The organism is Dyadobacter ginsengisoli DSM 21015, assembly GCF_059568735.1.
The window spans coordinates 41,774-66,332 of sequence record NZ_JCANTY010000005.1 but is presented as its reverse complement, the minus strand read 5'-3'; the positions used below and the strand labels follow the sequence as shown (position 1 = coordinate 66,332).

The 24,559-nt window shown below is 51.0% G+C and carries 18 protein-coding genes; 5 read left to right on the top strand and 13 right to left on the bottom strand.

Annotation, left to right across the window (positions count from 1 at the left end; genetic code table 11):
- Positions 1 to 1,155: an AraC family transcriptional regulator gene (locus BP71_RS18800; protein WP_496381986.1), complete on the bottom strand. Its 1,155-nt coding sequence runs from the start codon at positions 1,153 to 1,155 to the stop codon at positions 1 to 3.
- Between the two features lie 104 nt (positions 1,156 to 1,259).
- Between BP71_RS18800 and BP71_RS18795 the strand changes: the two genes are divergently transcribed.
- Positions 1,260 to 2,693 carry a S41 family peptidase gene (locus tag BP71_RS18795; RefSeq protein ID WP_496381984.1) on the top strand — a complete coding sequence of 478 codons (1,434 nt, stop codon included), beginning with the start codon at positions 1,260 to 1,262 and terminating at the stop codon, positions 2,691 to 2,693.
- A 172-nt stretch (positions 2,694 to 2,865) separates the two neighbouring features.
- Positions 2,866 to 8,247 carry a S8 family serine peptidase gene (locus BP71_RS18790; RefSeq protein ID WP_496381982.1) on the top strand — a complete coding sequence of 1,794 codons (5,382 nt, stop codon included), beginning with the start codon at positions 2,866 to 2,868 and terminating at the stop codon, positions 8,245 to 8,247.
- A gap of 82 nt (positions 8,248 to 8,329) precedes the next feature.
- Here the strand turns inward: BP71_RS18790 and BP71_RS18785 are convergent, their stop codons facing one another.
- The 4 genes from BP71_RS18785 to BP71_RS18770 form a co-directional block, all read right to left on the bottom strand.
- A complete protein-coding gene (locus BP71_RS18785; RefSeq protein ID WP_496381980.1) occupies positions 8,330 to 8,848 on the bottom strand; it encodes a cupin domain-containing protein in 519 nt (172 codons plus the stop codon).
- Positions 8,849 to 8,992: 144 nt separating this feature from the next.
- Complete coding sequence (locus BP71_RS18780; RefSeq protein ID WP_496381979.1) at positions 8,993 to 10,597, bottom strand: efflux MFS transporter permease; 1,605 nt, start codon at positions 10,595 to 10,597, stop codon at positions 8,993 to 8,995.
- Between the two features lie 2 nt (positions 10,598 to 10,599).
- Positions 10,600 to 11,646: an HlyD family secretion protein gene (locus BP71_RS18775; protein WP_496381977.1), complete on the bottom strand. Its 1,047-nt coding sequence runs from the start codon at positions 11,644 to 11,646 to the stop codon at positions 10,600 to 10,602.
- A gap of 22 nt (positions 11,647 to 11,668) precedes the next feature.
- Positions 11,669 to 13,003 carry a TolC family protein gene (locus tag BP71_RS18770; protein WP_496381975.1) on the bottom strand — a complete coding sequence of 445 codons (1,335 nt, stop codon included), beginning with the start codon at positions 13,001 to 13,003 and terminating at the stop codon, positions 11,669 to 11,671.
- Between the two features lie 165 nt (positions 13,004 to 13,168).
- Here BP71_RS18770 and BP71_RS18765 point away from each other — a divergent pair, with 165 nt between their 5' ends.
- Positions 13,169 to 14,044 carry a helix-turn-helix domain-containing protein gene (locus tag BP71_RS18765; protein WP_496381973.1) on the top strand — a complete coding sequence of 292 codons (876 nt, stop codon included), beginning with the start codon at positions 13,169 to 13,171 and terminating at the stop codon, positions 14,042 to 14,044.
- Between the two features lie 35 nt (positions 14,045 to 14,079).
- Here the strand turns inward: BP71_RS18765 and BP71_RS18760 are convergent, their stop codons facing one another.
- The 4 genes from BP71_RS18760 to BP71_RS18745 form a co-directional block, all read right to left on the bottom strand.
- Positions 14,080 to 15,012 (bottom strand): TIGR01777 family oxidoreductase, encoded by a 933-nt coding sequence (locus tag BP71_RS18760; protein WP_496381971.1) that lies wholly within the window; start codon positions 15,010 to 15,012, stop codon positions 14,080 to 14,082.
- Positions 15,009 to 15,830, bottom strand: a complete 822-nt coding sequence (locus BP71_RS18755) for a DCC1-like thiol-disulfide oxidoreductase family protein (RefSeq protein ID WP_496381970.1) — start codon at positions 15,828 to 15,830, stop codon at positions 15,009 to 15,011. The genes BP71_RS18760 and BP71_RS18755 overlap by 4 nt, the downstream gene beginning before the upstream one ends.
- Positions 15,831 to 15,886: 56 nt before the next feature.
- Positions 15,887 to 16,393 carry a GbsR/MarR family transcriptional regulator gene (locus BP71_RS18750; RefSeq protein ID WP_496381968.1) on the bottom strand — a complete coding sequence of 169 codons (507 nt, stop codon included), beginning with the start codon at positions 16,391 to 16,393 and terminating at the stop codon, positions 15,887 to 15,889.
- A 75-nt stretch (positions 16,394 to 16,468) separates the two neighbouring features.
- Positions 16,469 to 17,068, bottom strand: coding sequence for a hypothetical protein (locus BP71_RS18745; protein WP_496381966.1), 600 nt, complete (start codon positions 17,066 to 17,068; stop codon positions 16,469 to 16,471).
- 244 nt (positions 17,069 to 17,312) lie between these two features.
- Between BP71_RS18745 and BP71_RS18740 the strand changes: the two genes are divergently transcribed.
- Positions 17,313 to 18,491, top strand: a complete 1,179-nt coding sequence (locus BP71_RS18740; protein ID WP_496381964.1) for a PQQ-dependent sugar dehydrogenase — start codon at positions 17,313 to 17,315, stop codon at positions 18,489 to 18,491.
- Positions 18,492 to 18,531: 40 nt separating this feature from the next.
- Here the strand turns inward: BP71_RS18740 and BP71_RS18735 are convergent, their stop codons facing one another.
- Entirely contained in the window at positions 18,532 to 20,463 is a 1,932-nt protein-coding gene (locus tag BP71_RS18735; protein WP_496381962.1) for a pectinesterase family protein, read from the bottom strand.
- Between the two features lie 170 nt (positions 20,464 to 20,633).
- Positions 20,634 to 20,924: a hypothetical protein gene (locus BP71_RS18730; RefSeq protein ID WP_496381960.1), complete on the bottom strand. Its 291-nt coding sequence runs from the start codon at positions 20,922 to 20,924 to the stop codon at positions 20,634 to 20,636.
- Positions 20,925 to 21,251: 327 nt separating this feature from the next.
- On the opposite strand from BP71_RS18730, the gene BP71_RS18725 reads away from it, so the two are divergent.
- Positions 21,252 to 21,821 (top strand): CAP domain-containing protein, encoded by a 570-nt coding sequence (locus BP71_RS18725; RefSeq protein ID WP_496381959.1) that lies wholly within the window; start codon positions 21,252 to 21,254, stop codon positions 21,819 to 21,821.
- Positions 21,822 to 21,860: 39 nt separating this feature from the next.
- Here the strand turns inward: BP71_RS18725 and BP71_RS18720 are convergent, their stop codons facing one another.
- Both BP71_RS18720 and BP71_RS18715 read right to left on the bottom strand, forming a co-directional pair.
- A complete protein-coding gene (locus BP71_RS18720; RefSeq protein WP_496381957.1) occupies positions 21,861 to 24,056 on the bottom strand; it encodes a PepSY domain-containing protein in 2,196 nt (731 codons plus the stop codon).
- 6 nt (positions 24,057 to 24,062) lie between these two features.
- Positions 24,063 to 24,557: a DUF2271 domain-containing protein gene (locus BP71_RS18715; RefSeq protein WP_496381955.1), complete on the bottom strand. Its 495-nt coding sequence runs from the start codon at positions 24,555 to 24,557 to the stop codon at positions 24,063 to 24,065.
- Positions 24,558 to 24,559 lie beyond the last annotated feature (2 nt).

Sequence of the window (24,559 nt, the reverse complement as noted above, 5' to 3'; positions counted from 1 at the left end):
TTAATGGGAAGCTGATCGTACCCCGGCGCTTTTGACGAACTCCGACGGTGTCATGCCTTCTGTTTTTTTGAAAACCTGATTGAAGGTCGCCTTGGAGTTAAACCCGCATTCGAGGGCTATGCCGAGGATTGAAAGATGGCTGTTGGCAGGATCGAGCACTTGTTTCTTGAATGCTTCAAGCCGGTGCCGGTTGATGAATTCGTAGAAGTTACTGCTGAACTCGGTGTTGATGACTTGTGAAAGCTGGTGTTTGGGCAGAGAAAGCATGGTGCTCAGATCGAGAATCGTGAGATCGCTGTCCAGATAAGGTTTTTGGGTAACCATGAGTTCTGAAAGCTGTTCGGCAATCGATTGGCTGGTATCGTCACTCAAAGCACTTTTGGCATATTTTACAGATACCGGGGCAGGGGTTGCAGGCTGAGAAACATACTGCGGCTCATCGGGCGCCGACCATGTCGCTTTTTCCTGCAACAGTTTATAGGCGATCCAATACACCAGCACCACAACCAGCACAAAATGAGCCGGATAAATGTCCTTCACCAATGGCAGGTCGTTTTTTTTGGCATAAAATGTGAGGACAGAAAACAGCATGATAGACAGTATCAGCCACAGGAATTCTTTCAGCCAATGCATATGGACCAATGCTTCATTGGAAAAATGACCGGAACGTTGCGGGACGCTTTTGTAAAAAAATACCAGTGACCAAACCGTAAACCCAAGGTGCACATAATTTGTCAGGGTATTCATCCATCCGAAATCCGCCTGTTGCACCACCGCAGGGTCGGACAGCAAAGCGGCTTTTGCCTCACCCGGGAGCAAAAAATGAGGAACCAGCAATCCCAAATAGATGACAAACGGAGCAAGATAACCCAGCTGGCCGGCGCGAAATTGGAAAGTAGGGTCTGCTATGCTCTGGGTCAGCAGTAGGATCAGCGGGCCGTACAGCAACGGCAGCAACCACGACAGCCGGCTGAAATGCGGGTATGCCGGAAAAAGCCCTTTAACATCGAGGCAAATCAGGGAAAGGTGGAAAATCAGCAGCAAGATCAGCGCAGCCAGGATCCTGTTGGAGACCTTGTTCGATCCCTTTCGGAGGAGCAGGAAGACCAGGAACCCACCCTGTATAATGCCGGATAATAGTAATGCTGTGATCAAATTTGCTTAGGATTGTCTGAAAAACGGGTTGCAAATGGGTCTGAACTTGTCGGGAAAGACGCTTTGCTTCATTTATTGACCCAAAATTGCGGAAAAATTCGAATATGAAACTTTCGTTGAGCCTCATTGTCTTCATCAAATTCTTTGTGTTTTTATCAAGCGGCGCCCAGCCGGCTTCAGGGAGGAGATTCGCTCCTGCTGCGCTCGTCCGCGACCTGGCTTTAATTCGCACTTCCGTAGAAGCGCTGCATCCCGGGCTAGGTCGTTTCGGGCCCAGGGAGGAATTCCTTTCGACCCTCGATTCCGTGAAGTCGGTTGTGGAGCAACGCGATTCGGTCTCCCTGATGGATTTTTTCAGGATGGTCAACCCTGTTCTGGTCCGTATCCGCTGCGGGCATACCAAATTCTTCCCGCCGATGCAGGGGTTCCCATTCTATTTTCACACGGAAAATGTCTTGCCCTGCATCGTCAGGTTTGATGATACCCGTCGGCTGCTTGTAACCCGCTCCACCCGTCCGGAGCTGGCGGGCAAATACCTGGAAAGTATCAATGGAAGACCTGTCGGTGCCATTGTGGATGCCTTGCGGAAGCAAATGTTTGCGGACGGGCGCGTGAGATCCTCCGCGGATGCGCAGATCGAACAGTATTTCAGCGCCTGGTATGGGGATTTCGTTCAGGATCAGCCTGCATTCCTCCTGGGACTCTCAGGAGAAAAGGAGTCTGTTCCGGTGAAAGGCATTACATCGAAGGAGTGGCATGAACTCGATAAGAACAATTCCTATTTATCCTTTCAAAACCGGCTGCAATTCCTCAGTGACTCGGTGGCCAGCCTTCGGGTGGCGACATTTTACGCCGAACAGGGAAACAAGCATTTCATGCGCTTCCTGGACTCTTCATTTACGGAAATCGGTAAACGCAAAATCAATCATCTGATCATCGATGTGCGGGGTAATGAAGGCGGAAACGACAGACTCGGCAAGGCGCTTTATGCACACATCGCATTGAAAGATTTTCGATACTACGATCGTATCGAGGTGAAAGTCAGGCGTAAGCGTGATATCCCGGAGCGGAATCGCGCCTATTTGCCCAGATTTATCGGGCTGGCCCGTTTTTTCATTAAAAAAGACCCGCAAGGACGTCTGCTTTTTACCAGGCATCGAAACCTGGGTAAGCATCACCCCAGCAAAAAGGCCTTTGAAGGGAAAGTCTGGTTCCTGCATGACGGTCTGAGCTATTCGGTAACCTCCGAGTTTTTGGCGGTTGCCCGAAGCGAGGGGAGGGGTGTCTTTGTAGGGCAGGAGTCAGGCGGGACCTATGAGGGTGATAACAGCGGTACCTTTGCCATTTACAAATTGCCGGAAACCGGCCTGGATCTGGGTATTCCGTTGGGCGGATATTATTCGGCCGTGAAAGCCGCTGCCGAGGCCGGACGCGGCATCATGCCTGACCTGGAATGCCTGCCATCGAGAAACGATCTCCTCGAAAAAACGGATCCGGCCCTGCGCAGCATTCTGCGGAACATGGGGGGAAGGTATTGAAATACTTAAGATCCAAAAATGGGGTGATGTAGGTTTAACTTGAAGTGAAACGTATTTACTTTAATCCTAATTCTGAACTAACTTGCCGACAGATTGAAAACGAACGACTTAGGCGCTTGTGTTGTGTCTGAGCCGGTTCGTAACTCCTCTCATCAATATCGGAACATATTGTATGCGTACCGGCAACGTATTCCCCTGGTTATTACTAATCACCCTGATCTCTTCAACGGTAACGGGGCAGGTAAGAAACAGAGCCAGGTACCCACTGTATCTGCGGAACGGTACGATTCATCCGGGAGAAAATATCCGGGAAGTGATCCGCAAAGGATTCCGAACGCGAGCAGATGGCCAGGAAGAAAAGCGTTTTGTGATCATCCAGTTCAATGATATTCCGGCGGATGAGGAAAAGAAAAAGTTATATGACGCCGGTGTCGAACTACTGGAATACATTCCGGAATACGCATACACGGCAACGGTAACCGGTAATGTGAACCCTGAAATCCTGGCCGGAAGCGGTATCAGGTCGGTGGTGGAGCTCGCACCCGAACAGAAAATGCAGCCCGAACTCCTGACCTCCGATATTCCTCCGCATGCGCAGACTGTGCCGGGCAAGGTGGATGTTCGGGTCTGCTTTCTTCGTTCTTTTTCGGCAGAAGAGGTAAAAACAAAGTTGCAGGAGAGTAATATCGAACTATTGTCGGACGATCTGAAAGACTATGAGATACTGCTGGTGAGGATCGAGGAGGTGCGGCTTAAAGAACTGGCAGACCTTCCTTTTGTGCAGTATATCGAGATCGCGCCAGGTGAAACACAGCCGCTTAATGACAAAAGTGCCGCCAATACAAAAGCCAATGTACTGACTTCCCAGGCGATTTCCGGAAAAGGCCTTTCCGGAAAAGGCGTTGTGGTGGGGATTGGAGACGTGGGTAATCCCTCCGATCATATCGATGTCAGGACCAGGCTGTTGCGGCAGGTCACGTCGACGAGCTCTTTGCACGGCGTGCATATTACGGGTACGGTGGCCGGAGGCGGGATCGTGAACGAAAAGTATGCGGGATATGCGCCGAAAACGGATGTGATCTTTTATCCGAATAGTGAGATATGGAGTAATGCGCCCCAACTGGTGAAGGATTTTAATATGGTGGTCACCAACAATTCCTATGGTGGCGAATCCTACGGCGGCTGCCTGGAATTCGGTCTTTACACGTCCGACTCATACATTCTGGATCGTCAGGCGTTCGATATGCCCTATCTCCAGCACGTCTTTGCCGCGGGTAACTCCGGGCAGAGCACGATCTGTAACCAATATCCGGCCGGCTTCGGAAATGTGCTGAGCGATTTTGCGTCCGCTAAGAATGTCATGAGTGTGGGACAAACGCTGACCACCGGTGTAATAGCACCTTCGTCGAGCAAAGGACCGGTTCGGGACGGGAGGGTCAAACCGGAGGTGACCGCCCCGGGCACGAGCATCTTTTCGACCACACCCGTTAATGGTTACCTGCCGGGCACGGGCACCAGCATGGCTGCTCCGGCGGTTTCGGGTGGGTTGGCATTGCTGTATGAACGGTACCGGCAGCTTCATGGCCAGGATACCCCCAAAAGCGCATTGATGAAGGCGCTGGTGTGCAACGGAGCGTCAGATCAGGGTTTGGCCGGTCCGGATTACAGTTACGGTTTTGGTAATATGAACCTGGTACGTTCCTGCGCAATGCTCGACAAAGGTCATTTCGCACAGGGGCAGCTGGCGCACCGCGCGAGCCAGACCCACTCGATTTCGGTTCCGGCTAATGCGGCAAAGCTGAAAGTAATGCTGTATTGGCACGACAGGGCGGCCTCTATGCTGACAGGGGAAAAAACATTGGTCAACAATCTTGACCTGCTACTGACACCTTCCGGTGCCGCGGCGTTGAACCCGGCCTTCCCGGCTCTGTCCAATCCCACTCAACAGGCGGTTGCAGGCATTGACACGGTCAACAACATGGAACAGATCGTGATCGATAATCCGATAGCCGGGACCTATGAGATAAAAGTGAGCGCCGAGAAAATTCCGGACGGAACTCAGGAGTATTTTGTGGTATATGATATCATTGAACAAGGAACCACCATTACCTATCCGATCGGTAACGAGCACCTGGTCCGCGGGGATGTGGTCAACATCAACTGGGAGTCCTACGGCAATAATTCCAGCACATTCAGTGTATACTATTCCCTGAACAATGGTGGTTCATGGGTCGCTGTTAATACGTCCGTGGCCGCTTCGGCGAGACAGCTGAGCTGGACTGTGCCTGACGCTGCCACCGGGACGGCCAGGGTCAGGATTAAACAAAATGATACAGGTGTGTTGAGCGACAGCGAGACCTTCGCAATTCTGGGCGTGCCGGTGGTGTCGCTTGGTCCGGTGCAATGCGAAAGTTATGTGGCCCTGCAATGGGCGTCGGTGAGCGGCGCAACGGATTATGAGGTCATGCTTTTACGTGAGGGGGAGATGCGGCCGGTGGCGGTTACCAATGCGTTGAACTACGTCCTGAGCGGGCTGTCGCGCGATTCGCTGTACTATGTTTCGGTTCGTGCGCGGAAGGACGGCGTTGCGGGGCGCAGAGGTCTGGCGATCAGCCGGACGCCCAATAGCGGCACCTGCGCGGGGACGATTTCCAATAATGATCTGGCGATCGATTCCATCATTTCACCGCAGCGATCAGGCAGGCTTTTTACTTCCGATGTGCTGTCGAATGCGATGCAGATCACCGTAGGGATCAAAAACCTGGATGATCAGGTCTGTTCTCCGCCCTTTGAAGCAGGATATTCCGTTGGGGGCGAATCGGCACCTGTGCATTGGGAAACGGTTCAAACCGCCATTCCAGCGCTTGGGTACCTGTCCTATACATTCACGCAGACAACCAATTTTGCAAATCCGGGTGTCTATCCGATCCGGGTTTTTATCCGAAAAGCGAATGACCCCGTTCAAAAGAACAATTTTACCCAAAAAGTTTTCAGACAAAACAACAACCCGGCCCTGACGCTCCCATATCTGGAAACGGTAGAGTCGATGCCGGATCAGGAAGTCACGCAGAATACAATGGGCCTGACGAATGGTGATGCATATGATTTCCATCGTTCCCGGTCCAACGGCAGGCTGCGGACATCGGCCGGGGCCGGAATCGCTTTTTCAGGAAGCAAGGCATTTACGTTGGACATCGACGATTTTATATACAACAGCTATAACACTAATTATTTAACCGGAACTTATAATTTGTCGGGTTACAAAGTGGTCAATGATGAGATTCGGCTGTCTTTCAGGTACAAAAATCATGGGCAGAATCTGGATGTTGATAACTCGGTCTATGTGAGAGGTTCTGATAAGGATCAATGGATTTTTGCCTACAATCTCTTCAATAATCAGAACCCTGCATCGGGTGAATATAAGTTTGTTTCAATTGGGCTAAGTGAAGCGTTGAAGGCCGGCGGGCAGGAGTTTTCTTCCAGTTCCCAAATCCGTTGGACGCAGTCCGGCGACGACGCTGTCCTTTCGTTGTCCTCCCGCCAGGGTTATTCTTTCGATGATATAAGGCTGTCCAGGTCCAATAGCGACATCGAGCTGGTCAGTATGGACCCGCCTGCGCCCGTGGTATGCGGCAGCACTTTGTTCGGAGTCGGGATCACCGTGCGGAACAACGATTCCGAGGATGTTTATGACGTTCCTTATAAAGTGCGGATCAATGGGGGAAGCGACAATGATAACATAATCCCTTTCATCTCCGCCCATGGCGAATCGTCGTTTTACATCAATCCGTCTGTGCCGGATGTAGGCCCACAACAAGTCAGCGTGGAAATCCTCAAACCGTATGACCTGCACCCGGAAAACAATGCCCGTTCCATCGTCATCACCAGGCAACCGACCATTACCTCGTATCCTTATCTGGAGAATTTTGAGAACGGCAGTGCAAGTTGGCAAGGATATGGGACCAACAGCTCCTGGATGTACGGAACCCCGGCTTCGCCAAACACCAAGCAGGCGGCAAGCGGCAGCAAGGCCTGGAAAACCAATCTGACGGGCAATTACAACGTGAATGAGGTGTCGTATCTCTATTCGCCATGCTTTTACATTTACAACATGGGACATCCCACGGTCAGCTTCAGCGCCAGAATGAACACGGCATCCTGTCAGGGAGGAAAGTGCGATGTGGTGTATGTGGAATACCTGCTCTCCGGTGGTACCTGGAAGCGCTTGGGGCAGGTGGGCAGTGGGACAAACTGGTATAATGCGACCGAAAATGGCGAAGGTGTGTGGTCTAACCAGAACGACTCCCGATGGCACGTATGTACAGTTCCGTTACCCAATCTTTTCGATCAGTATATCATGTTCCGGTTTGTGATCAAAAGTAGTGGAGGAAGCACCGGCGAGGGAGTTGCGATTGATGATTTTCATCTTTATGATCTTACCAATGAGATCTACGAAAGCGGTACCGAAGCCTCAGTCGTAACGAGTGATCTGCAAGGCTCCTATTGGACCAATTTTACCAGAAACCAGAGGGTGATCGCGGCCATTTACCCCGATCGCTATCTTGGTTCGACCGCCGTGAAGACGTTTCTCAACAATCGGGATGTCCGCAGTTTCAACGGACATTATTACATGGACAGGAACTTTACGATCAAACCGGAAAACGGGAATTTTACCGATTCTATCCGGGTCCGACTGTATTTTACGGATAATGAAGTGAAAAGACTGGTCGAAAAGGTGCCGGCGCCGACGTTGGAAAAGCCCCAAAGCGCCTATGAGCTGGCCATTACAAAATACTCCGGTGTCAAAGAGGATGGCGATCTGGAGAACGATGCGAACGATGGCTGGTCTTTTTATCCGGCATCAAAGGTGATCAAGGTGCCTTACGGCAAAGGCTATTATGTCGAATTCAAAACACGTAGCTTCTCGGAATTCTGGCTCGCCAGAGGCTACATTGGTAGTGGGTCCGCGCTGCCCGTGACATTGACGAACTTTTCGGCCCGTCGCACGCCGGCTCCGGATTTGCCTGCGGCAATTCAACTGGACTGGATAACTGCTTCGGAAAAAGACTTCCACCATTTTGAGGTCGAAGTAGCGTCGGGTGACGATGTGATTGGTAAAAATGCTTTCTCAAAGATTGGTGAGGTTGAAGGCCGGGGCGGTTCTGCCGATCAGCAGCACTATTCGTTTACCGACCGGCTCGCTGTGCAGCTGGCGACCCGGTATTACCGGCTGAAAATGGTCGACCTCGACGGCAGTTACCGCTATTCGGCTATTCGTGCGGTTACAAACCGGGATTCCCCGGGGCCGGTTGCGTTTCCAAACCCTTCTCAAGGGATATTTCATCTCGACTTCCCGGGCAGCCAAGCGAATGGTTTTGCTGTCAATGTGGTCGACATGGCTGGCAGACAGGTTAAAACCGAGCGCTTTACCCCAGCAAATGGGGCCGGTTCACATCAGCTCGACCTGTCCGGTAATGCTTATCCGGCCGGTTTGTACTTGATCGAAATGATATCCGGCGAGCAGAAATACAATTTGAAAGTGACGAAACAATAATAGGGCTATCTGCTGCCCGCAGAAATTTTGGCGCCTGACGCGCGGATTGGGGAGGGTGTGATTTTTTTATCAAACCCCGACATTAGTGCGGCAACATATTTTCCACATCCACGGGGAAACTGTCGTACTTCTGATATAAAGCCAGGTACTTCGCCGGGTCGATGACCGGATCGGTGAGGATTTGGGCAAGGCCGCGGAAAAAACCTTCTCGCTTCTGGCCCGGATTGAAGATCAGGTTGAGGGTAACGGGCTGGTCCGAGGTATTTGAAAAGCCGTGCGGTGTCATACGTGGGACATATACGACGGCGCCTTCTTCGGCCTGGATCGATCCGTCGGAAACCCGGATCGTAAGTGTGCCTTGCCGGACGATAAAAGTTTCGTCCATAAACCGGTGGTAATGCATCCGCGCCCCGACGATACCAGGTGCCAGGATGATCTCGTAAACACCAAGCTGATCATTTGAAATGTCGCTGGTCACTTTCAGGGTAATGCTGCTTCCGCCCATGGTGAGCGTTTCACCTTGGCCGGATGCAAATGCCACGGCTTTGTTTTCGAGGTGATCGGAGAGGAAATCGGTTTCGTTTTGAATTGTCGTTGTCATGTTTTCCGGCGTTTTGTTCACGACAAAGGTCTGCCTTCCCGAAACCGGAAACATTTACAAATGTTGAGACTTTGAAATTAAATTTTCGATAGGGCCCGGCTCATTCGGGAAGGCTTAAAAAAAGAAGCATTTTGTTTTGTCTCGTCATATTGCTTTCCGCTCCCCGACGGCCGCCAATGCATTTTGCTGTTGCTTTTTCCTGACGATCACTAAAATCAGGAGGCCGGCGATGATCGCTGCAGATAAGATAGCGATGATTTTGAAGATTGCCATATTGGTTATTAACTGGCTTTGAATCAATGTATTTCTATATAAAATGCCTCTGCCCAGGTTTGCTGCCTGTTCCGGCCCGTAGCCGTTACCGGCAAACAGCCTCGTGTGGGCGCCCAGACGCTCCGCGTACAAAGGATTGGTATCGGAAAGTCCGGCCAGGAAATTTTCCTTGTTGGATTGATTATAAAATAATTGCAGGCTGTAAAGACCCGCGCCGCTGTTCAGGATGGCGGTGAGCCGGGCCAGAGCCGCCACGGTGATGCCGGCGAAGCCGGTGTACGGTGGTAATCCGCCCACGGCGAAGCCCACCAGCGGAACAAATAGCAGGCCGCACGCACTCCCCTGGAGGAATACGGGCAATGCCAGATCACCGAACGAAAGGTCGGGGCTGAAAATATGATACATCCATACATGATACCCAAGCATTACCGCGAACCCGATCAGAAGCACGGGTCCCATGTTTTTCCCAAGGCGGATGATAAGCCGGGCCGTCAGGACCATTGAGAGCAACAATCCCGTCAGGTTAACGGCCGCCAGCTGCATGATGTCATTGCTGTTCCATTTCAGAACGGCTCCAGCAAAACCGTAGATCAGGTTGATACTATCTTTCATGCCGTAAAATAACGTGAGCAGGACAATGCCGGTGATGAACTGACCGGACCTGAAAATGTGCAGATGCAAATACGGTCTTTTGCGCAGGTTTTGCCGGATCAGGAAAAGAATGATTCCTGCCAAAGAACTGGCTGCGGCAGACCAAATGCGCACGTCACTGAACCAGTAGTACTTGGGCCCATAGACGAAAATATAGACAAAGCCCGTCAGGATGCCCAGGCTAAGCAGGAAGCTGATCCAGTCCGTCTGGTATAGCGGATAGGGCTTTATGCCTGATTTTCCCCTGAAAATGAAGAGTATAAGTGCGAGTGAGGCAGTTTGGGCAAGCATTAGAAAGAGATAGACATCCTGCCAGGCAGTAGCGTCGGCGACAGCTGCGGTTACCAGGCCGGCAAGCGTGGCGCTGCCCAGGGCTGATCCGTAAAAGATCGTTGAGCCGGCGGCCTGCGCGATAGCCGGCTTGAAAACCCCGAAAATCAACATCAGCATTCGGCCGCCGATGCCAGCTGCCAGAAAGCCCGTAAGCAACCGTAGCGCGATGAAGGCATGTATATCCCTTACCCGCATACTCAGGAAGCTCACCAGTATCGCCACCGACATCAATGTAATGAGGTAATTGCGTGGTTCGAAGTAGCGTATCAGCCGGAACTGAATTGGCAGAAAGGCGATGATCCCCACGTAGGTGATCTGTATTGAAAAGCTAACGTCCTCAGGTTGCGCGCCAAAGGACGCAACCACATAAGTCTGGTTCAATGCAAACAATCCGAATGGGATAAGGCCGGTGAGCAACAGGATCACCAGTGCTGCGTATAATAGGGTAGGGCGGCGGGAAATCCAAGATTGAAAAATTACCGGGGCATGCATGGTCATAAAGTTTTGGAGATAGAAACGCTGGCATTCATGCCTACTTTCACAGCACCCAGATCCTGGTCGGTGAGCCTGATTTTCACCGGTACACGCTGGGTGATTTTTACAAAGTTCCCGGTAGCATTGTCAGGAGGCAGCAGTGTGAACTTGGAGCCGGTAGCTCCTGCAAGTGATTCGATCACCCCGTGGTAGCTTTTGCCAGGTAATGCATCGAGCATAATGGTGACAGGCTGGCCAGGTTGCATGGTACTGATCTGGGTCTCCTTGAAGTTTGCGGTAACCCATTTGCCTTGTTCGTTGATGATCGCTACCAGCGGCTGCCCGGCTTGGATCTGCAAACCTTCGTGAATCGTCCGCCTGCCAAGACGGCCCGCAAACGGTGCCCTGACGATCGTGTAGCCGAGGTTTACACGTGCAAAATCCAGTTGTGCCTGCTTGCGTTTGATATCGGCGCGTACCAGGGCTTCCCGTGATTGTAGCTCCTTGATACGTGAAAAACTGATATTTAATGTGTGTTTTGAGGCATTGTAGTCACTCGATGCGACCTCGTAACGTGCTTTCACCTGCTCGAACTCCTGGCCGGTGACAGCTTCTTCGAGCAGCAGGTTGTGAAACCTTTTCATGTCCTGCTCCTGCTGCCACAACCGGGTTTTGGCGGAAGAAATCTGGTCTTCATTGACAATGGCGGCAGTGCGTGAAGCCTGAATGGAGGTATGCAACACGTTAAGCTGCGCACGGGCGTCTTCGAGTACCGCTTCGGCTTCCCCCACGCGGATCCGGTATTCCGTGTCGTCCAGGATTACCAGCGTGTCGCCTTGTTTGACCACCTGATTCTCTTCAAAGAGGATTTGGGCGATGTAGCCCCCTGCCCGGGCGGATACCGGGTTCAGGTAGGCTTCCACTTGGGCGTCGTTGGTTTCTTCGACCTGGTTTTGGAGAAAGAAGTAGCGCCCCAGGTAGCTGAGCGTGACTGTAATGACGATCAATGTGATCGTGGTAATGGCTATGTTCGCAAGGGATGTATGCGGTTTTACAGAATTTTCCATGGTGGCTGGGGTTGAAATCGGATCAGAGTAGTCCTTGTGTATAAAGCAGTTTGTAATAATAAATGCGCTCGTCGGCGCGTGCTTTTACGAGATTGTAGTTGGATTCAAGAAAAAGATTGTCGGCGTCCAGCAGATCTGTTAGCAATGCGAGCTGGTTCAGGTATTTGGTATTGGTAATTTTGAGGTTGGCGCTGGTTTGTTCGATGGACTGCTCGGCGACCCGTATCCGGCTAAGCGATTCCCCGTATTTGATTTGCGCTGCACGGATTTCGGTATCGACCTGATCTGCTACGGACTGCTGTTGCAGGTACATTCCCGCGAGACGCGCCCGCGCTGCTGTCATTTTTTGCTTGCTGTGGTAAAAGGAGGAGATGTTGATCCCAGTTTTGATCCCCACAAATCCGACGGAATACCACTGCGCCACGGGGGGAAAGAAAAGGGTGTTGGGGTAGTTGAGCCCGTAGGCACCTACCAGCTGTACCGTGGGGTAATAGCTGCTTTTGATCAGTGTGATGCGCGATTCCTGTAACCGGATATTTTGTGCAGACCGTTGGAGCAGATAGGAATGGTTGGGCTGGTTGAGCATACTGTCGCTTGCATAAGCGCGCCCTTCGGGCAGGTCGGCCGGATTTTGCGGTAACAGTATAGTAGTGTCAGGCAGGTTGAGCAGCACGTTCAGCCGGCGGTTGGCGATCGCAAGGTCATTGCCTGCCTGCTCGCGGTTCAGCTTGTTGCCCGACAGAATCACCTCGGCCCGGAGGAGGTCGCTCTTCGTTACGCGTTGGTTGTTATACATCGACTGAATGTTTTTCAGCCGTATCTCGGCGCGTCTGACCTGCTCGCCGATTAACGAGTCAAGTTTTTGCAGACGGACCATTTCCATATACTGGATCACGACCTGCAAGGCGACATTGCCCTCAAGGTCGCTGGTGTTGATCCTTTCCAGGCGAGTTTTGATCAGCTGCTCTTCGATCGATGCACGTTGGCGACCTCCCGAATAGAGCGTGAATTCGACCCGTGTACCGGCATTCACGGCATTCGGGCTGGGGCGGCGGGTCATGGAATGAGCCTCGGACAGGCCGTTTTCAAACATGGTGAGTTTGGAAAACCGGTCGTATTCTGCTCCGAACGACCATTGCGGTAATATGGCGTTCCGGGCGTCCCGGTAGTCGGCTGCGCTGGCTGCTTCCTGCTGCTTGCTTGCTGCAACGGATTTGTTCCGTGTCCTGGCCTTTTCAATGGCTTCCTGTAACGTGATGCTGAGCTGCTGTGCGCTGCCTGGGGTATCGGCGCCTACCGCCAGGAGCAGGCTTGCCGAAAGTATCGCCAGGATCTTTTTAGGACGTTTTGTTTTCATGGATGTTCGTTTAAATCTTGGGAAATAGGCATTCCCAACTTTGGCTGACCGCGAAAAGCCAGCCTGATTACATTGCAAATGTCCCCCGGGGAGGGCAATTTTAATGGTCGATTTAGCGGCACCTTTGGTCGGGAATTCGGATATTTGTTGTTCGAGAAACGCCTGATGAAGCCCATACCCCAATACAGCATCAATCGCCTGCAACGGTTGTTCAGCGAGTCGGCAATGCCGAAGGAGTACTTTTTTGTGCGGGTGGAAGCTTTCGATCTCTACGATCTGGAACCCTTCAGGACGGAAACGTATGGCATGGCATTTCTTAGGAAAGGGAATCTCGTGCTGCATGCGGGCCTTGACCGCCGGTTCCTGACCGGCCCCTGCATTTTTGGCATCGGACCCGACGTCATCCGCCGGTTTGAGCGAGGAGAGGAGGATCCGTTGATGGATATCATGTTTTTTACCGGTAAGTTCTTTTTGAACAACCAGGCTGATGTCTTCTATTTGTCCAGATTTTTGTTTTTTGAAGAGAATCAGCCGCACGCATTCCCGCTCGATGTGCGTATGGAGAGGAAGTTTACCCTGGTGTATGAACAAATCCGGGAGCTCCTGGATGACAAACATGTGCATGAAGCGCGGATCATCAGGAGTTTTATCAATATCCTGATCCATGAAACGGACGCTTTGTTCCGCGATGCAGTCCGGGAGAACCTTCAAATCAATGGGAACGAGCCGTTGGTGGCGCGGTTCAAGTCACTGCTCACACGCGATTTCAAGGCAGAGCGGAGTGTCGGTCATTATGCTGATCAACTGAATGTTACCGCCAAATACCTTTCCGAGTACCTGAAAGAGAAGACCGGTCGCTCCGCCAGCCAATGGATCAACGGGATTATCATTCTGGAAGCAAAGGTATTATTGCAGCGGAAGGAACTGACCGTGGCGCAGGTCAGCGAGCAGCTGAATTTTTCCGACCAGTCGGTTTTTGGTAAATTTTTCAAGGCCAATGCGGAAGTGTCGCCGGCGTCATACCGGCGGTCGCTGGGTTAGTGCATGAAAGGCGTTTTTTGAGCGGGAAAAACGCGTTATGATATTTTCGGCTGCGAGACAATGTCGTTAATCGCGTGTCTGATATCGGGATAGCTGAATTCGAAATTCTGGTCGAGGAGCCTTTGTGGCATTACCCAGCGACTTTTTAGCAAAAGTTCGGTTTCGGTGCCGATCAGCCTTGCGCCTATTTCGAGCAACCACGCCGGTGACGGCAGCCCAAATGGCATGCCGCAGGCTTGTCTGATCGCAGTCATCATGTAGTGATTCTGAACGGGTTGAGGCGCGGTGGCATTGAAGATGCCGGATAGCTGTTCGTTGTCGAGCAACCATTCGGTACATTTTGCTGCGTCCTGCTCGTGAATCCATGAGGTATATTGGTTCCCGTTTCCCTGCCTGCCTCCGAGCCCCAGCCTGGCGAGGGTCAGCAGACGTGGAAATGCACCATCTTGCATACCGAGGACAATGCCCATGCGCAAAGCAATCTTTCTCGTTTGAGGTGTTTGGGTTTGAAAGAATGCCTCCTCCCATTTCTGACAAACGCTGATAGAGAAGCCGTAACCGATTTCACCTGTTTCCTCGTCTTGAGCGCGGTCTTCAGCATGACGGTAAATGGTTGCCGAAGTCACATTGATCCAAAGCCGGGGTGGGACAGGAAGCTTTTGAATGGCGTTTCCGAGCAGGATTGTCGGTGTGACGCGGGAGTCGATGATTTCTGCGCGGTTTCGGGCGGTGTAGCGGCAGTTTACATTTTTGCCGCAGAGGTTGATCAGCATATCCGCACCGGAAAGGGCACCGGCCCACTCGCCTGCGTCGCGGGCGTTCCATACCACGGTTCTGATGTTTTCGTCAGCAGCCCTTGGTTTTCTGCTCAATACTATGACTTCCTGCGCTTTGGTGCGATAGTATTCTTGTAAGACCCTGCCAAGATACCCATTGCCTCCGGCAAGCACGATTCTGTTGTATTTCATATCCAGGGCCAAAGTAAAATGAGCAGGATAATGACACGGTACAGAACCCAGGTGATAGTCATCAGAAGCCTGATTCCGAGTAGGCTGGTTCGTCGAAGATGTTCCAGGAACATGAGAAAGGCGACCATCAGGAACCCGAATGCGTAAAACCAGATACCGAGATGCAGCCAGCTGCTGATGGTAAGCAATATAAATAGCGCGACTGCCCCCATGAGCGAAATTGTCATCATATTACCCAGATAATCCCAGGTTTTGTTTTTTTGAAAAATGGCGACAATAATGCCCTGGAAGATAATCTGCCCGCCGCAAACGGCAAACTCACGCCAGAAGGCACCCGGAGGGACTACGCCTGTAAGCAATTGTGTATAGTTCGCCAATATGGCCGACGTAACGACCCAGGTAAAGAGCAGCCAGGCAATGCGATAATGTATTTTAAAGGCAGGTTGAAAACGAAATCCGCGCTCAGACGCAGGGACGATCACCCGGCGGTTATAGGAAATGAATGCGTAGGCTTTTTGCGCGAGCCACCGGGAAATCTTCCACCGAAACAGGGTCGCGACCGGCGGCCAGGCATTCGCACAGACGCGGAGCAGACTCTCGACACCATACGTCACCTCACCGGTCTGCTGGTTAACGAGCGCGATTTCGTTGACAGCCCGCTGCCAGTCTAGGTTCGGGCAGGATTGGCCGGAGTATTGCTGGTATGCTTCGCGCCCGTTTGCATCCAGTAAACCACTGCGGACAAAAGCACCGGTGTACAGATTGCACATCGGGCACTCCGCATCGAAAAGGATCAGGTGATTTTTAAGTGTTTTCATTTGTATGATATTTTTCGAATTTTCAGAAAAATTTGAAAGTTTAATTCAAAAAAATATTATTTGAACAATTTGAGAATCCCTCCCCAAAACCAGCTCTCTTCCGCGCCAAGCATGGTTTCTATTGTCTTGTCCACATTTTTTGCCAGTTTGTTGATGTCCGTTACCGATTTCTGAAAAGTACTGAATGCGGGATCGTTGACATCGCCAGTCACCTTTGAAAGCTCGTCGAGCACCTTCACCACCGGTTCCAGTTCGCGTTTGCGGCGCTCTTTGGCTACTTGTTTGGCAATATTCCAGACGTCCTTGTCCGCAAAAAAGTATTCTTTGCGCTCACCGGGTTTGTGTTGCTTTTCGATGAGTCCCCAGCCGATCAGGTCCCGCAGCGTCATATTTGCGTTACCTCTCGAAATGCTGAGCGTTTCCATAATCTCCTCGGTCGTCAGCGGGTCGGGCGAAATGAGCAGCAACGCGTGTACCTGCGCCATGGTGCGGTTAATACCCCACTCGGAGCCCAGTTTACCCCAGGATTCAATGAATTTCCGTTTTGCTTCTTCGAGTTCCATGTTCAAAGGTAAGTGCAAAATTAAACTTTCAAAACTTTTTGAAAGTTTAATTTTTTGATATCCGGACCCGTGCCACTATATCTGGCCTTGATTTTCGATCAGGATATAGGGGATGACCTTCTTGTTCCAGCTATCTCCATAAAGTCTTCGGGCATGGTCTTTCGCCAGGTTATAAAAGCTGTCCCATTGGTTGGGATGTATGGTCTGACAACCTTCACTGGATGTCGTATTGTAGCCGCCTCGGTGGATATTGATCCCGAACATACCGGTTTGTTCATAGTCGGGGTTGCCGTCACGGATGACGGTTACAACGGCGGCACGCTGGCAAATAGCGGGGTAACTGGACGAGGAGCCGTTGTGGACATCGAACCGGTGCGAATAATAGATCCCGGATTTCAGGCGGGCGATCCCTTTCTTAGAGGCGGTCCTGGGACGTACAATGGACGGGTCGGTATTGGCATTAAAAGAGGCGGTTGCTTCGGGTGACATAACAAAAAGCGCGTCGTCGTAAATACCCCGGTCGTTCGCACCCGGAGCGCCCAGCGTATCCCGGTAGTAACCCCGGATACCGACTATGAACAATGGGTATTTGGATGCATCCAGCCCGAAAGGGGCGATGAGTTCCATGATTCTGCTGTACGACAGCCGGGGTCTGGTGGAGGGGACAATGGACATGGTAATTTCGGAGGTTGAGCGGATTTGAGAAGGTTTACTGCCCCATCAATGTACACTGATCGGTAAAAGCAAATATAGAAGCTTGCAGAAGTCTCGCAATCAATTTGATAGAATTGGATTCAGAAATTGAGTATTCGGCTGACGGTTATATCCGATGGTTGAAAAACTCATTAATTTGCATCATGCATTATGTCTTTTTCAGACTAAGTAATCTCATTTTTCAAAATCAAACTATTTAGGCTTTATGACCGGGATACTAAAAAATGGCCTTTTATGCATGGCCTTGCTGGCTACCTGTATGGCTTCCAGGCAGCAGGAATACCGCTGGCCGGCTACGGAACCGGTTCGTGTGATTGAAGCGTTTCCCCAATTGCATTTCGAGTATCCCGTAGACCTGACCCATGCCGGTGATGAAACCAACCGTCTTTTTGTATTGGAACAGGAGGGTGCAATCCGCGTTTTTGAGAATAATGCAGCTACATCGGGTACGAAGGAATTTCTGAACATCAAAAAGAAAGTCAGCTATGGGGGAGAAGCCGGGTTGCTGGGATTGGCTTTTCATCCTGATTATAAGCGCAATGGCTACTTTTTTATGAATTATACCCGGAAGGTTTCCGGCAAATTGGAAACGGCCATTGTCCGGTATAAGGTAAGTGAGTCTGACAGGGACCGCGCCGACCCCGCCAGCGAAACGGTGTTGCTTACTTTCGACCAGCCGTTTGACAACCACAATGGCGGTGCAGTGAAGTTTGGAAAAGATGGTTACCTCTACATTTCGACAGGCGATGGAGGCAGCTGGGGCGATCCGAGCAACAATGGACAAAATAAGGGGAGTCTGCTGGGGAAAATTCTGAGGATTGACGTAAATGCTTCGGAAAAAGGGGCCTATGGAATTCCAAAGGACAATCCTTTTGCAGGCAATAAGGACGGTTTCAGAGAGGAGATTTATGCCTACGGGCTCCGGAATCCGTGGAGGATCAGCTTTGATGACGCCACGAATACTCTTTGGGCCGGAGATGTCGGTCAGAATAAGCGGGAGGAGATCGATATCATTGTCAAGGGAGGTAATTATGGCTGGCGGCTGAAAGAAAGCATCGATTGCTACAATCCGAAGCGGGATTGCGGAGAGAACGGGCTGATCGATCCCGTACTCGATCTGCCGCAAGCCAACGGCGAGCACTCCATTACGGGTGGTTTTGTGTACCGGGGGAAAGCGGTCCCCGCGCTTGGCGGGAAATACATTTTCGGAGATTTTGTCAGCGGGCGCCTTTTCGCACTGGAGACAAAAGATGGCAAAGCAGTGCAGAATAGCCTGCTTGCCGAAGGCGTGGGCCAAATCTCGGCGTTCGGCATCGATGAAGCAGCGGAATTGTACATTTGCGAATACGGCAAAGGGAAAATCATGCGGCTTTCTGCGAAGTGAGTATGGTGGACGGGAGGTGTACACCGGCACGAAAGTGTGGCTACCTGCGTTGCCGGTTATCCGCAAACACCTTTTTCAAAAAACCGGAAATGGCTTCCAGAGTCGGCTTGAACCATGGATCGAAGAACATAAATGTATGGGGCGCGTCAGGGAAATTCCTGACTTCACTATATGTACCGAATGCGTTCAGCTTTGCTATAAAATCTTCGCGTCCCGCGTGCATGCGTGCGACGGAACTGTTGATGAACAGGGTGGGAGGGGTGTTCTTGTTCACATGGGTGAGCGGCGATGCGTCGTTCCACAGGTCGGGCCGCTCGCTTTTGGGAAATCCAAACCAGTAGGTGGCTGCGGAGGTCGATCTGGAATCATCACCTTCGCCTGACTCCGGATGGATGAACGCCAGTGTGCCATCGATGTCGATTATCGCCTGCACCGCGCTGGAAACGGCGTTATTGGCACTGTATCTGGCGTCATCGTTGGTGGTGCCGATGAATGCGGCCAGCTCGCCGCCGGCTGAGAAACCCAGTGCGGCTATGCGGGAAGTGTCTGCTCCATACCGCCAGCCTTCGGACCGGATCCATCGAACGGCTGCTTTTAAATCGTGAATTGCCGCCGGGTACAATGCGGCGGTAGACAGGCTGTAATCTGCGGTGATGCAAATATATCCTTTCGTTGCCAGCTGCCGGGCGAGTGTGCTGTTATGTGTGCGATCGCCCGATCGCCATCCACCACCATGTATCATTAGCACAGCAGGCCTGTTAGTCTTTAACTTGGCCGATGGTCTGTAAATATCCAGAAATAATTTTCTGCCGTCCGGGGTTGTACGGTACAAAATCGCGGGCACACATTGTACCGAAGGAGGCATTGCCGAGTCCGCTATCGTTATGCCCGGATGCCGTTTAATTTCATTCAGAAATGCACTTCTTACTGTGAAACTGGTATCCGGAATGCCCGATGGCCGTAACAGCCGGGATGCAGGTATCGCGCCGGCAGGTTTCCATCCTGAAAAAATACGCTCGACGGTGTAGCTTTGCCTTTCTTCCCGGGTAAGCTGCCGCGCCCAGGATACGCGGCCCGAGGGGTTTGCCCCGGCTCCGAAGCTGTTGTATTCCGCGTAAAAGGCTGTTGCTTCTTTCTCCGGGAACATGTTATCGCCTTTCCAGGGATCCCAGCCCTCTTTTACAATGTGCGGACCCATTTCGGTATCAATAAAAACGGTTTTGGCATGAGGACGCCAGGGACGTCCCAGGTAGACCTGTGTTGCCTCTGTGGAGGCTGAGAGTTTACAATGGAGGAAAACGTAGCCGAAAGGCTGGTCCGGGGTAGTCGATGCAGCTGTGATGTACGAATTGGCCAGACTTTCAATTGTACAGTCTTCGAAGATCGCTGTCGCTTCCCCGAAAATAAAGTCGGTGGTTCCTGTGATCAGGCAGTCTTTGTAGTAGTTTCTTCCGTCCTTGGCGGTGTACAATGTGTCCTGGTTGCCGAGAATGCGGCAATTATAGATTTCAATGCGGTCGCCTTCAGTCGCCAGGGCAACAGCCTGGCCAACCCTGCCCGCGGTGTTTTCGATAGTCAGGTTGCGTAGCATGCAGTCGTTCGCCTGCACGAGTACGGTATAGGAAGTATAAGTGCTGAATTTGTTGTTTTGGGTAAAATCCCTCCCCGGAAGATCCTTTCCCGAGTAGTCGCCATGGGTGATAATGGTTTGCTCCGGATTTTCGCCAATGAGTATAATATTCTTTTTCCAGGCCGGAATCACCAGTTTTTCTTTGTAAATCCCTTTTCTGACATGGATAATGGCCTTGATCTGCGAGTGGTCCCGCACCGCGTTGACAGCTTCTTGGATTGTCCTGAAGTTTCCGCTCCCATCTTGCGCGACAGTGAATTGCTGCTGTATTGCCTGAACCTGGGCGTTGGAAGCAATGCAATACAAAAAACATAACAGAAAGAAGCAGATTCTTTTGGACATATTAACGGTAGCCTGATTTTATAAATGCAGTCAAACAAATACCCGTGCTACCGCAAAAGATTTCAGCATATTATTAGAAAGTTTAATATTCAGCTGGTTCTATGTGGTAATTTCTTTGAAAATCACAATTACCTAGTTGCGTTTGATGTCGTGGCATTTGCATCACCGGGTTATAATCGCTCATCCACGAGACTGAGAACCCAGCATACAAATGCAAATGCTGTGACCGATATCACAGTAAGGTACGCCATTCCAAACCAGCCCACTGTGAAAGATTTGCCATTTTCATTCTTTAAAAAATCGAAAAGCGACCAGAGTAAGAATACTGCGAATATCGCTGTAATGACGGATGTTCCCGTTCTTATTGCCCGGTTTGGGCTGAAAAACAAGGTTTTTAGAATTCGGATGATCAGGTAAAAAAGGATGGCTACGTAAGCCATCGCTACCAAGAGCAATTCCATAAAGCGTAGGTTCGTTTTGTTGGGCTATTCATTTCAACGAGCAAATGGTTTGGCCGATTATTACTTTGGACTTATGGAAATCATTTTTTGGTGATATTTTTTTGCCTGATTCCCCATGCTCGTTAAACCAGGCTTTTACGATTGGAAAAGTATGATATTTTTGAAGGAATATTTTTGTTTTTTTATCATATTGTTATAAAATGATGTTGGTCATTTTGCAATGCCATGGAAACCCTGATCACATTTGCCCTTTATCTTTATTCGAGTATATGGTTAAGCCATAGCAAAAGCGTCTATTATACGATGGAGGAGGCGCATTTTTTCTCCATGGCGCAATCACGGCAGGTGATTCCGCTCAGCCATCCCGACACGCTGTTTCTGGATGCAGCCATCTTCCATGCCAGCAATGAGGTCCGACGGAAGTATGGTCTTCCTCCCTTTCAGCATGATTTTGCATTATACCTGGCCTCTTCCCAGCATGCCACGGCGATGACATTTCGTCGTTTTTTTAATCATACCAATCCTTTCAGCCCCTATGAGCGGACCGCGCAACGCAGGGTCGAGTTATATACCAAACGATTCAAGCGCATCGGGGAAAATATAGGAAAATACCAGACGCTGATCAGTGGTGACTGGATGGTGGCGCGTCAGAACCCGAAAAGTCAGGAGTATGAGTTTCTGAACGAGACCGACCGTAAGGTTTGTCGTCCGTACACGTATGAGTCTTATGCGCACTTTGTGGTGGAACAGTGGATGGCCTCGCCCCCGCACCGGCGCAACCTCCTGAATCCCGAATACACCTTTGTGGGATGTTCAGCGCGCCTCTCCCCCGAGCCCTTCAAACGTCGTGAGGTTCCGTACGCCAGCCTGGTGCAGAATTTTGGAGGAGAGCGATAGGACGGACCGGGAACAGACCCAAAAGCGGATCGTACTTCACTAATAGCAATCCATCAGAATCTGGCTACGGGATTGGTAATAGCTCACGTTTTGTCCCAGATACTCGTGACAGATGTCGTCCAGCAACGCGATCACGTTATTCTGCATCGCCAGCGACCCGCACAGCATCATAACGCCGCCGTTGTCCAGTGTTTCGGCAATGAAGCGCCCGTCCCGCATCAGAATGTTGCGTACATACTGCTTTTCGCCCTCACGCGAGTAGGTTACGTGCACCGCCTGTAATTTTCCCTCTTCCAGCGTTTGGTCAATCATGCTTTTGTAAAGCGAATAGGAGGATTGATCGCGAAATCCGCAATACAGATGCCGTTTCATTTTTGAAGCTTTTTCGGAGATCATTCCCAGAAACGGAGCAATCCCGGTGCCATTGGAGATCATGATGACTACCGGCGCTTCCGGTGGGAGATGAAAATGGGTGTTGTCTATAATACGTCCATGGATGGCGTCACCGGCATTCAGACGATGTAAGTACTCAGACCCCAGCCCCGGCACGTGGAGTTTAACGCTAAGCTGAATATCACTTCCGACCTTTCCGATGGAATAAAGCCTCTCACGATGGTCATCGGCAGGGTAAACGGCCAGCAGGTCGCCGGACGTGAACTTGTGACGGCGTTTCAGTCGAAGGCGAATCATAAATGACTCGCCGGGCCTTGCGCCTGGCGTTTTTTCGATGACAGTGAAAGGCAGGGTGCGATCTTGCCGCATCGTGAGCAGCCCTGGTGAAACCGATAGCGGAATCCCGGCGTGCTGTGACCAGGTAGCGGCCCATTGGCCGAACTCCTGAGGTGACTTGTCGTTGACGGTGTGAATTTCAAGCATCGGAACGGCCCAATGCTGCCTGGCCAGGATGTTGTCGACTTCAAATGCGAATTTGCAGAAATCGGAATAACTGTGGGAGCCGAAGCCTACGACCGAGAACAGAATCTGATTCGGCTGTTGGTGTTTTTCTATCCTCGCCGCAAAATGAGCAGCATTGGTGGGCGCATCACCCAGTCCGTAGGTGGCTGTCATCACGATGAGGTGCGAAGCATTCGGATAGATGGTATAATCATTAAGCTCGCCGACAAATGCGGTCTGTCCATTCGCGATCAGTTGTTGGCAAATGGCGTTAGCGTAGCCTAATGTTCCTCCGTTCTCAGACCCCACCAGGATGATAAATTTGCTTTCGGCCGCTGTATGCAGGTTTTTCATCCGTCCTGCACGGCGTTTGAACGTGATGGCAAAGCCCGAATAAATAAAAAACAGAATGTTGCCGGAGGCAAGCGCAAGCAGGATAGCCCATATCGCATTGTTACGGCCTGTGTGCAGGTCGAGGCTGAGCTCGGTGAGCAATGCCCCCGTGGGATACCGGACTTCCGTCAGGATTTCGCCTGTAATCTGGTTCACGGTCAGTTCCTTGTCTCTTAGTTTGACAGTATAATAGTCTTCTACATCTTCCAAAAAGGGGAATTCGATTGTGCGCACGTCGGCGATGCGGGTCCGTTTGAAAACTCCGAAATCAGCCGTTTTTTGGATAGGATGGTCTTTAATCTTGTCAAAATCGATTTCGGCGGCCTTGTACGATGTTTCCACCAGTCCAAAGCGCGCCAGGGAGAGATAGGTACCTGTGCCTGCGATCAGGAAAATGGGGATCAGCGATAGCCGTCCTAATACGACGTGGTAGTACTGCGCAAAATGGTCGCGAACAATGCGTGTAAAAAAGCGTTTGAGGCCCCGCTGGCGCTGAATAATCAGAATGGTACCCGATGTGGTGATGAGTAGTAGCAGGAAGGAGGTAAGTCCGATGAAAAACCTTCCTGTTTCATGCAGAAAAAGGGATCTGTGCAAGGCCGTTACCCATTCAAAGAACTCGCTCTTTTTCGGAGGATACCCCAGTATTCTGCCTGTTTGGGGATCAATGTATGCGATGAGATTTTTTCCTTCGGCGTCTGTGGCCTTGATTTGTACAAATTGGTTGGCATCAACGCTCAGCTCGCTGATCTCGCTATACTGTTTTTTGAGTATGGGAAGCGTGTGTGAAAGGCTGATTTCATCGAAATGGGCAATCCGGTAGGGCTGGGTTTTTTCAGCCAATGGCTGGAAGGCCAGTATAATGCCGGTAACAGAGGCCAGGGTTAGTAAAATAAAAGAAGATACAGCCAGTGCAAGATGGCTGTATCTCCATATCGAAATGGTCATAAAGTACTAGTTTGGACTGAACCGGACGTACCGGATATACCCGGTCCCCTCGCTTTTCGCAGAAAGAGCGTCGGTGGTCAACGGGATTTCGAGGTCTTTTGTGAAATACTCCTTGTCTTCAACCGCACTTTCGAACCGGAGTTTGTAACCTGCATTGATTTTTGAATTCTCGATCTCAAAAACGTTAACGCTCCGGTCGCCGCCGGTAACGGACGCCCCGGTGATGGCACTGATGTTGGTTGGTTTTTTGGAGAACGCCTTATGCCATTCTTTGAGGCTGTTGTACCATTTTTTATCGGAGCCCATTACATACAATGTCTTGTCGTATGCATTCTTGGGATTGATAATGGAAACGACCATATAAGCACCTTCACCCATATAGTTCGTCATCTGGATCATGCATTTGTATTTGCTCGTACCTGTCCCCTGCGCTAGCGTAACGACAGGGCGGGCGAGGATGAGCGCGAAAAACAGGAGTGTAGTTCTAAATAAAGCAGACATGG

Coding starts and splice junctions, on each gene's coding strand:
- BP71_RS18795 (WP_496381984.1), top strand. CDS start 1,260: ATGAAACTTTCGTTGAGCCTCATTGTCTTCATCAAATTCTTTGTGTTT.
- BP71_RS18790 (WP_496381982.1), top strand. CDS start 2,866: ATGCGTACCGGCAACGTATTCCCCTGGTTATTACTAATCACCCTGATC.
- BP71_RS18785 (WP_496381980.1), bottom strand. CDS start 8,848: ATGACAACGACAATTCAAAACGAAACCGATTTCCTCTCCGATCACCTC.
- BP71_RS18780 (WP_496381979.1), bottom strand. CDS start 10,597: ATGCATGCCCCGGTAATTTTTCAATCTTGGATTTCCCGCCGCCCTACC.
- BP71_RS18775 (WP_496381977.1), bottom strand. CDS start 11,646: ATGGAAAATTCTGTAAAACCGCATACATCCCTTGCGAACATAGCCATT.
- BP71_RS18770 (WP_496381975.1), bottom strand. CDS start 13,003: ATGAAAACAAAACGTCCTAAAAAGATCCTGGCGATACTTTCGGCAAGC.
- BP71_RS18765 (WP_496381973.1), top strand. CDS start 13,169: ATGAAGCCCATACCCCAATACAGCATCAATCGCCTGCAACGGTTGTTC.
- BP71_RS18760 (WP_496381971.1), bottom strand. CDS start 15,012: ATGAAATACAACAGAATCGTGCTTGCCGGAGGCAATGGGTATCTTGGC.
- BP71_RS18755 (WP_496381970.1), bottom strand. CDS start 15,830: ATGAAAACACTTAAAAATCACCTGATCCTTTTCGATGCGGAGTGCCCG.
- BP71_RS18750 (WP_496381968.1), bottom strand. CDS start 16,393: ATGGAACTCGAAGAAGCAAAACGGAAATTCATTGAATCCTGGGGTAAA.
- BP71_RS18745 (WP_496381966.1), bottom strand. CDS start 17,068: ATGTCCATTGTCCCCTCCACCAGACCCCGGCTGTCGTACAGCAGAATC.
- BP71_RS18740 (WP_496381964.1), top strand. CDS start 17,313: ATGACCGGGATACTAAAAAATGGCCTTTTATGCATGGCCTTGCTGGCT.
- BP71_RS18735 (WP_496381962.1), bottom strand. CDS start 20,463: ATGTCCAAAAGAATCTGCTTCTTTCTGTTATGTTTTTTGTATTGCATT.
- BP71_RS18730 (WP_496381960.1), bottom strand. CDS start 20,924: ATGGAATTGCTCTTGGTAGCGATGGCTTACGTAGCCATCCTTTTTTAC.
- BP71_RS18725 (WP_496381959.1), top strand. CDS start 21,252: ATGGCGCAATCACGGCAGGTGATTCCGCTCAGCCATCCCGACACGCTG.
- BP71_RS18720 (WP_496381957.1), bottom strand. CDS start 24,056: ATGACCATTTCGATATGGAGATACAGCCATCTTGCACTGGCTGTATCT.
- BP71_RS18715 (WP_496381955.1), bottom strand. CDS start 24,557: ATGTCTGCTTTATTTAGAACTACACTCCTGTTTTTCGCGCTCATCCTC.